This window comes from Pseudomonas sp. Sample_24, assembly GCF_004307605.1.
Taxonomy (GTDB): Bacteria; Pseudomonadota; Gammaproteobacteria; order Pseudomonadales; family Pseudomonadaceae; genus Aquipseudomonas.
The window spans coordinates 1-9,136 of sequence record NZ_RCNW01000313.1 but is presented as its reverse complement, the minus strand read 5'-3'; the positions used below and the strand labels follow the sequence as shown (position 1 = coordinate 9,136).

Annotated in this window: 7 protein-coding genes; all 7 read right to left on the bottom strand. The window is 61.9% G+C overall.

The genetic code is table 11. The annotated features are described in order from the left end of the window. Nucleotides 1-276, bottom strand: a 276-nt coding sequence (locus D8V06_RS16830) for a DEAD/DEAH box helicase (protein ID WP_177434443.1), incomplete at its 3' end; no start/stop codon positions are given. Nucleotides 277-381: 105 nt separating this feature from the next. Continuing rightward, nucleotides 382-1,809, bottom strand: coding sequence for a multidrug transporter subunit MdtD (gene mdtD / locus D8V06_RS16825; protein WP_056853912.1), 1,428 nt, complete (start codon nt 1,807-1,809; stop codon nt 382-384). A 133-nt stretch (nt 1,810-1,942) separates the two neighbouring features. Continuing rightward, a complete protein-coding gene (locus D8V06_RS16815; protein WP_130931350.1) occupies nt 1,943-3,280 on the bottom strand; it encodes a TldD/PmbA family protein in 1,338 nt (445 codons plus the stop codon). Beyond that, a complete protein-coding gene (locus D8V06_RS16810) occupies nt 3,280-4,722 on the bottom strand; it encodes a TldD/PmbA family protein (RefSeq protein ID WP_130931349.1) in 1,443 nt (480 codons plus the stop codon). Before D8V06_RS16810 ends, D8V06_RS16815 begins: the two co-directional genes overlap by 1 nt. Before the next feature lie 247 nt (nt 4,723-4,969). After that, nucleotides 4,970-6,670 (bottom strand): choline dehydrogenase, encoded by a 1,701-nt coding sequence (gene betA, locus D8V06_RS16805; protein WP_130931348.1) that lies wholly within the window; start codon nt 6,668-6,670, stop codon nt 4,970-4,972. Between the two features lie 214 nt (nt 6,671-6,884). Then, complete coding sequence (gene betB / locus D8V06_RS16800; RefSeq protein ID WP_056853908.1) at nt 6,885-8,357, bottom strand: betaine-aldehyde dehydrogenase; 1,473 nt, start codon at nt 8,355-8,357, stop codon at nt 6,885-6,887. 62 nt (nt 8,358-8,419) lie between these two features. Next, nucleotides 8,420-9,013: a transcriptional regulator BetI gene (gene betI, locus D8V06_RS16795; protein ID WP_130931347.1), complete on the bottom strand. Its 594-nt coding sequence runs from the start codon at nt 9,011-9,013 to the stop codon at nt 8,420-8,422. Nucleotides 9,014-9,136 lie beyond the last annotated feature (123 nt).

The window sequence follows — 9,136 nt, the reverse complement described above, 5'->3', positions numbered from 1 at the left end:
GGTCAGGACCTTGATGTTGTCTTCGGCACGGGCCAGGCGACGGATTTCCTTGGCGACCTGGTCGGCCAGCTCGCGGGTCGGGCACAGGATCAGCGCCTGGCAACCGAAATAGCGCGGGTTGATCGGGTTCAACAGGCCGATACCGAAGGCGGCGGTCTTGCCGCTGCCGGTCTTGGCCTGGGCGATCAGGTCCATCCCCTTGAGGATCACCGGCAAGCTTTGCGCCTGGATCGGCGTCATCTGGGCATAACCGAGGGAGTCGAGGTTAGCCAGCATGGCGGCGGACAGCGGCAAAGTATTAAATTCGGTGGCGATGGTGGTCACGGGACTGGCCTGCAAAACAAAATGTCGCGCAGTGTACCAGTCCGATGGCCTTTAGCCCTAAGGCTCGATGTGTTCTTCCGGACGTTTGACTCGCCGTCCGTCTTCTCTCGAGAGTTGGGAGAAGATCGTAGCCGCCAGCATGGCCATGATTCCCACCGTCACGAATGTGAGCTGGAACGCGCCCAGAACCGTGTCCACGCCGTCTTTTCCGATTTGCGCGCTGAACCCGCCGAGCAACGCACCGGCACAGGCCACGCCCAGGCTCAGGGACAATTGCGCGACCACCGATAGCAGACTGTTGCCGCTGCTGGCGCTGGCGTCGTCGAGGTCGATCAACGTCACGGTGTTCATCGCCGTGAACTGCAAAGAGTTGATCGCGCCAAGGATCGCCAGCAGGCACAGCAGCAGCCAATAAGGCGTCTGTTCGCTGACCAGGCCCATGCTCGCCAACATGATGCCCAGTGCCAGGGTGTTGCCGGTCAGCACGATGCGGTAGCCCAGACGTTCAATCAGCGGCCGCGCCACCCACTTGGCGATCATTGCCGCCGCTGCCAGCGGTAGCATGCTCATCCCGGCCTGGGACGGCGAATACCCCAACGCCACTTGCAGCAGCAACGGCACCAGGAACGGCAGCGCGCCACTACCCAGGCGAGCGAACAGGTTGCCGAGGATACCGACGGCAAAGGTCCGGGTCTTGAACAGCGATGGCGCAAACAGTGGATTCTCGATATGCCCGGCGCGCAGCCAATACGCCGCCAGGCACGCCATGCCGGCGAACAACAGCAACATCACCCGCAGGTGCGGCAGGTGCAGTTCGCCCAGGCCTTCCATGGCGATGGTGATCAGGATCATCGCCGCACCGAACAGCAAGAACCCCAGGCTATCGAAGCGCGTACGCTCGGAGCCGCGCAGGTCAGGGATGAATTTCCACACGGCGTAGCAACCAATCAGGCCCACCGGCAGGTTGATCAGGAAGATCCAGTGCCAGGTCAAAAACTGCACCATCCAGCCGCCCATGGTCGGGCCGATCAGCGGGCCGAGCAGGCCGGGAATGGTGATGAAGCCCATGATCCGCACCAGTTCCGAACGCGGGTAAGCGCGCAGCACCACCAGCCGCCCGACCGGCAGCATCAGAGCGCCGCCCAGGCCCTGGATGATCCGGGCGCCGATCAACTGGGTCAGGCTGGTCGACAATGCGCAGAGCAGCGAGCCGAGGCTGAACAGCAGAATCGCGCTGAAGAAGATTTTCCGGGTGCCGAAGCGGTCGGCGATCCAGCCCGAGGCGGGTATGAGCAATGCGACGGTGAGCATGTAGGCGATGATCACGCCCTGCATGCGCAGCGGATCTTCAGCCAGGTCCCGGGCCATGGCTGGCAGGGCGGTGTTGAGGATCGTCCCGTCGAGGGACTGCATGAAAAACGCGATGGCGACGACCCAAGGCACCCAGCGGGCGGTGACAGGATCGAGAGGCGGGCGGTTGGGCATGTGACCTCTGGTTGTCGGTAATGATTGTTCCCACGCTCCGCGTGGGAATGCCTCTTGTGACGCTCTGCGTCACGCTTTGGGACGCGGAGCGTCACGGGCTGCATTCCCACGCAGAGCGTGGGAACGAGCAGGTTCAGAGGGTCAAGGTCAACCGGCTGACAAGCGCCCCCGGCAACAACGCCGAGGCCGTCGCGCGCTGGCTGTAGGTACTGGCCGACAACAGCAACTCGCGCTCCCGGGTCAGCGTTTCCAGCTGCGAACCGAGCAGGCTGAAAGCGCTGTCATCGAAACGCATGGTGCTGACCGGCGCCTGTATCTCGCCGTTCTCCACCCAGAAGGTCGCGAAGCGGGTCATGCCGGTCAGGCGTGCCGCCGGTTGATCCGAGAAGTTCAGATACCACAGGTTGCTGATGTACAAACCGGTACCGAGCTGCTTGAGTACGTCTGCTTCGGGTAAATCACCGGCCTTCAAATCCAACGCACTCGGCGATTCGCCGCCGCTGGCGCCGTTGGCGGTCAAGCCGTATTCGGCGGCGCTGCGTGAACCGACCAGTTGTGCGCCGGCCTGGCCCTCGACGATCAATTTGAGATCGCTGCGCGGATAACCTTCATCCGAGAACGCCGGGCTCAGCGAACCGCTGACCTTTTCCTCCAGCGAGACCAGCGGGCTGAAGTGTTGATCGCCGCCATAGAGCTTCTGCAATGGGCTGCTTTTGCTGGCAATCGACTGCGCGGAAAAACCGCCCCAGCACAGCATGCCCATGATTTCTTCCAGCGCGGCGGGGGCGAGATAAGCGCGGTACTGACCGGGCGCCAATGTGCGCAGCGGTCGCCCGAGAAACTCAAGTTGTTCGCGAGCCAGCTGAAAACGCTTGGCAAAACCTTCGCTGCTCCAGTGATGCCCGGCATAGCTGGCCTTCACTGCCTGGCCGTTTTCATGGAACAGGCTGAAATCGAAGTTGAAGCTGTTGGCCTGATGCCAGCCGAACGCGCCAGCGGAACTGGCAAAGCCTCGGCTGATCGGCCCGGCGGCATAGAAACCGACCAGATCCAGACCTTCAGCGGCCTGGGTGATTTCGGCGACCACCTGCTCGGTGTCCGGCAACGGTTGTTCCTGTACGTTCTTGCTTTGCCAGCCGTTGTAGTTGAGCAGCAGGTACGGATCCTTGGGCAGCAGCGGCAAGGTTTCACGCAGCTGTTGCAGGCCTTCGGTCAGACGCTGAAGGTCGACTGCCGGATCGTCCGCCAGGGTGATTTGCAGGTCGGCGTGACGGCCATCGTTGATCAGCTTCAAACCGATGCTCGCCTGCTGCACTTGCCCGGCCTGCCGCACCTTGGCGTGGTTGAAACGCACAAAGGCCGATGACTCGGCGGCGTAGCTGAGGGTGAACTGTTCCGGTTCGCGCAGGGCTGCGCGCAATCCGGCGACCAGGGCCTTGAATGATTCGACCTGAGATTTCGCAGTGCTCATCAGGCGTCCCCCCCAAATACATCAACGTTGCTGAATACGCAGGCCGGCGAAGCGTGGCCGACGCGGATCACCTGATTCGGTTCACCCTTGCCGCAATTCGGCGTGCCGAGGACCTTGACAGTGTTGGCATCGCCGACGGCGCTGAGGCTCTTCCAGAACTGCGCGGAGATCGCCCGGTAATTGGGATTCTTCACCACGCCTTTGAGTTCGCCGTTTTCAATCAATTGGCCCCATTCGCAGCCGAACTGGAATTTGTTGCGCGCATCGTCGATGGACCATGAGCGGTTGGTGCTCATCAGAATGCCGTGCTCGATGCCGCCGATCAGTTGCTCCAGCGGCTGATCGCCCGGTTCGATGTTGAGGTTGGCCATGCGATCGATCGGCGGACGGTTCCAGCCGCAGGCGCGGCTGTTGGCGACGCCGTCCATGCCGGCGCGAAATTGCGACAGCGCGCCGCCCAATGGGCGCAGCAACCGGCCTTCGCGGATCAGGAATTGTTTGCTGGCCGGCGTGCCGTCGTCGTCATGGCCGTAGCTGGCGAGCTGCTCGGGGATGTCCGGGTCGAAGGTCACGTTGAGTAACTTCGAGCCGTACTGCAGGTGACCGAAGTCTTCAGCCTTGACGAAACTGGTGCCGGCGTAATTGCGTTCGTCGCCGAGGATACGGTCCAGTTCCAGCGGGTGGCCGATGGATTCGTGGATCTGCAACATCATCTGGTCGGGCATCAGCAGCAGGTCGCGCGGACCTTGCGGTGTGTTCGGCGCCAGCAGCAACTGCAAGGCTTGATCGGCAACTTTTACCCCCGCGCCAATCAGTCCGCAGCGGCTGATGACATCAAAGCCGCCCTGTTGGCCGAAGTTTTCCCGGCCGAGCGTTCGGGTCTGGCTGTCGTTGCCGTCGTAGGCGGTGACATCAAGACCGGGGTAGACGAAGCGCTGGGCCTGACGCAGTTCGGCGCCGGCACTGTTGAGGTAAATCTGCTCGACATTGGTGATGCCGATGCTCACCTGCCAGTTCACCAGGCGATCGTCCTTGGGCACGGAAGCGGATTCGGCGCTGAGCAATGCGTAGCAGTCACTCAGGGACGGGAAGGGCTGGTCGAGGTTCGGTGAAAAGTAATCGGCTCGGTCGCTGGAAACGCCTTGTTCGCGCAGGTCCAGCAAGGCATGAGGCTTGAGCCGGCGAGCCTGCTGTTCGGCGTGTTCGAGCGCGGCTTGCAGGCCTTGTTGCGATAGGTCATTGGTCGCGGCGTAGGCTTCGACGCCATTGACCCGGGCAGTCAGCATCGCCCCTTCGTCACGGCTCAGGCTCGGTGGCTCGGCGACGTTCTTGCGTACCGACAGGTACTGGCCGGACTCGCGCACGTAACGCAGGGAAAAGAATTCAGCGCCCGTGCGCAACGCAGCAAAACGCTGCATGAGCTGGGGTTGGAAATCGAACATTCGGGAACCTCCTTGGTATGGAGTGACGGCGAAGCGGTGTTGCGAGGGGGAGGAGTGAAACGATTGCGTGGCGCTAGAGTAGGCCCGTGCGGGGGGTGGGATCAAGGAGGGAACAGATTGATGATCGTTCCCACGCTCTGCGTGGAAACGCCTCTTGTGACGCTCCGCGTCACGCTTTGGGACGCGGAGTGTCCCGGGCTGCGTTCCCACGCAGAGCGTGGGAACGATCAGGGTGCGGTGGAGCGTCTTAAGCGGTCTGGGTAACTTCACGCATCGGCTTGCCCTTCACCGGTGCGCCACCCGCCACGTAGTAAGTGGCAGTGCTGCGTGGCAACGGCTTGCGGCCACGGATCTTGTCGGCGATTTTCTCGGCCATCATGATCGTCGGCGCGTTGAGGTTGCCGGTGGTGATGATCGGCATGATCGAGGCATCGACCACGCGCAGGCCTTGCAGGCCATGTACACGACCTTCGCCATCGACCACGGCCATCTCGTCGGTGCCCATCTTGCACGAGCAGGACGGGTGGAACGCGGTTTCGGCGTGTTCGCGGATGAACTTGTCCAGTTGCTCGTCGGTTTGCACCTCGATGCCCGGGCTGATTTCGCGACCGCGGAAGGCGTCCAGTGCAGGTTGCTGCATGATTTCACGGGTCAGGCGGATGCCGTCGCGGAATTCCTGCCAGTCCTGCTCGGTGGCCATGTAGTTGAACAGGATGCTCGGGTGCTGGCGCGGATCCTTGGATTTGACCTGGATGCGGCCACGGCTCGGCGAGCGCATGGAACCCATGTGCGCCTGGAAACCGTGCTCTTTCACACCGTTGCTGCCGTTGTAGTTAATCGCCACCGGCAGGAAGTGGTACTGGATGTTCGGCCATTCGAATTCCGGACGGGTACGGATGAAACCGCCGGCTTCGAACTGGTTGCTGGCGCCGATACCGGTGCCGTTGAACAACCACTCGGCACCGATCGCCGGCTGGTTGTACCAGAGCAACGACGGGTACAGCGAGACCGGTTGGGTGCAGGCGTATTGCAGGTACAGCTCAAGGTGGTCCTGCAGGTTTTCACCGACGCCCGGCAGGTCGTGGACCACCGGAATGTCGAGCTTGTTCAGCAACTCGGCCGGGCCGACGCCGGAACGCTGCAGGATCTGCGGCGAAGCGATGGCGCCGGAGCACAGCAGCACTTCCTTGCGTGCTTTGACTTCAACGCGTTCTTCGGCGTCGCCGACCAGGTAACGCACGCCGACCGCACGCTTGCCTTCGAACAGGATCTTGTCGGTCAGGGCGTGGGTAACGATGGTCAGGGTCGAACGCTTTTTGGCCACGTCCAGGTAACCGCGAGCGGTGGAGGCACGACGGCCTTTCGGCGTTACGGTGCGGTCCATCGGACCGAAGCCTTCCTGCTGATAACCGTTCAAGTCGTCGGTGCGCGGGTAACCGGCCTGCACGCCGGCTTCGACCATGGCGTGGAACAGCGGGTTGTTGCCGGCTTTCGGCGTGGTCACGCTGACCGGGCCGTCGCCACCGTGGTAGTCGTTCGGGCCGATGTCGCGGGTTTCCGCTTTACGGAAATAGGGCAGGCAGTCCAGGTACGACCAGTCTTCCAGGCCTGGCAGTTTTGCCCAGCCGTCGTAGTCCATGGCGTTGCCGCGGATGTAGCACATGCCGTTGATCAGCGAGGAACCGCCCAGACCCTTGCCGCGACCGCACTCCATGCGACGCCCGTCCATGTGTGGCTCTGGATCGGTTTCGTACGCCCAGTTGTAACGACGGCCTTGCAGTGGAAACGCCAGCGCCGCAGGCATTTGCGTGCGGAAGTCGAAACGGTAGTCCGGGCCGCCGGCTTCGAGCAGCAGGACGGTGACGCCTGCGTCTTCGGTCAGACGAGTCGCCAGTGTGTTACCGGCCGAGCCGGCACCGATGATGATGTAGTCGAATTCTTGGGACATTGAATGCACCCTCTTTGATGTTGGTTCAGGTCGCGCGCCGAGTTGCCAATCGTTGTGGCGAGGGAGCTTGCTCCCGCTCGGCTGCGCAGCAGTCGCAAAGTCAGCGACTGTGTTGTGTCTGCATGAACGCGGTGTCTGAAGTTGGGGCCGCTTCGCGGCCCAGCGCGAGCAAGCTCCCTCGCCACAAGGGCCGCAACTTCAGAACTGCGTCAGATCAGAACACCGAGACGTAATCGCCCAGTTCGACCTGTACCGATTTGATGCGGGTGAAGTTGTTCAGCGAGCTGATGCCGTTCTCACGGCCGACACCCGACTGCTTGTAGCCACCGACCGGCATCTTCGCATCGGACTCGCCCCAGGCGTTGATCCAGCAGATACCGGCTTCCAGTTGATGAATTACGCGGTGCGCGCGGTTCAGGTCCTTGGTGACGATACCGGCGGCCAGGCCGAAGTCGGTGTCGTTGGCGCGGCGGATCACTTCTTCTTCGGTTTCGTAGGAGAGGATCGCCATCACCGGGCCGAAGATTTCTTCACGCACGATGGTCATGTCGTCGGTGCAGTCGGTGAACACGGTCGGCGCGACAAACGCACCTTTGGCGAATTCACCGTCAGTCAGACGCTGGCCGCCGCACAGCAGACGGGCACCTTCTTCCTTGCCCTTGGCGATGTAGCCCAGCACGCTTTCCATGTGGGCGAAGCTCACCAGCGGACCGAAGTTGGTGTTTTCGTCTTGCGGGTTACCGATGCGGATGCGCGCAACGCGTTCAACGATTTTGGCTTCGAAAGCCGCTTTGAGGTGCGCCGGTACGAACACGCGAGTGCCGTTGGTGCAGACCTGGCCGGAGCTGTAGAAGTTGGCCATCATCGCGGTGTCGGCGGCGCGATCGAGGTCGGCGTCGTCGCAGATGATCAGCGGCGACTTGCCGCCCAGTTCCATGGTCACGTCCTTGAGCGAAGAGCTCGAAGCGCTGGCCATGACTTTCTTGCCGGTGTCGGTGCCGCCGGTGAACGAGACTTTCTCGATGCGCGGGTGCTCGGTCAGCCAGGTGCCGACTTCACGGCCGCTGCCGGTCAGGACGTTGAACACGCCGTTCGGCACGCCGGCCTCGGTGTAGATCTCGGCCAGTTTCAGGGTGGTCAGCGAAGTGACTTCGCTTGGCTTGAAGATCATCGCGTTACCGGCCGCCAGGGCTGGTGCGGATTTCCACAGGGCGATCTGGATCGGGTAGTTCCACGCGCCGATACCGGCCACCACGCCCAGCGGTTCGCGACGGGTGTACACGAACGACGTGGTGCGCAGCGGAATCTGCTCGCCCTCGATGGCCGGCACCAGGCCTGCGTAGTATTCCAGCACGTCGGCACCGGTAACGATGTCGACGTAACGGGTTTCGGAGTAGGCCTTGCCGGTGTCCAGGGTTTCCAGGGCAGCCAGTTCATCGTTGCGTTCACGCAGGATTTCCACGGCGCGACGCAGGATGCGCGAACGCTCCATGGCGGTCATGGCAGCCCAGATCTTCTGGCCCTTTTCGGCGCTGACGACGGCACGCTCAACGTCGTCGAAGGTAGCACGTTGGACTTTTGCGAGGACTTCACCGTTAGCCGGGTTGATGGCTTCGAAAGTGGCGTCGCTGCTGGCGTCGCTGTACGCACCATCGATGTAGAGTTTTTGCAGTTCGAAACGGGCCATAAAGTCCTCGCAAGTGCATCAGTGATTGGCGCGGTCCGGTGGTTGAGCGTTCTATGTGTGCTCTAACTCACCCGCTTGGCCAGTTGGATATCCATGTATTCGTAAGCGATCTGTTGCGCCTGCTCGGTGTCGAAAGCGTCTCCCGACAGCGCGCCGCGCAACCACAAACCGTCAATGAGGGCTGCCAGGCCGCGGGCGGCGCTGCGCGCTTGATCAAGCGGCAACACACGGCGGAACTGGCAGCACAGGTTGGAATACAGACGGTGATCGTTGATCCGCTGCAACCTGTGCAAAGACGGCTGGTGCATGCTGGTGGCCCAGAAGGCCAGCCAGGTTTTCATTGCCGGGCCATTGACCTGGCTGGCGTCGAAGTTGCCTTCGATGATCACCTGCAGATGCGCTCGCGGGCTGTCATCTTTCAGCGCCTGTCGGCGCGCGGTGACGTTCTCGCTCAGGACGGTCATCAGGTACCCCATGGTGGCGGCGATCAGGCCATTCTTGTCCTGAAAATAGTGACTGATGATGCCATTCGAGACACCGGCCAAACGGGCGATCAGCGCAATGCTGGCGTCCCCCATTCCGACCTGATCGACGGCCAGCAAAGTGGCTTCGATCAATTGCTGGCGGCGGATGGGTTGCATACCGACCTTGGGCATCTTGCACATCTCCTTAGGCCTTCCGGCAGACGCAAAACGTCTGTCGGACTGAGGGCCAGTCTATTTTGTTTTGATTGAACGTTCAATCAACAAAGAATAAGATCTGCGACAATTCGTCGCTGC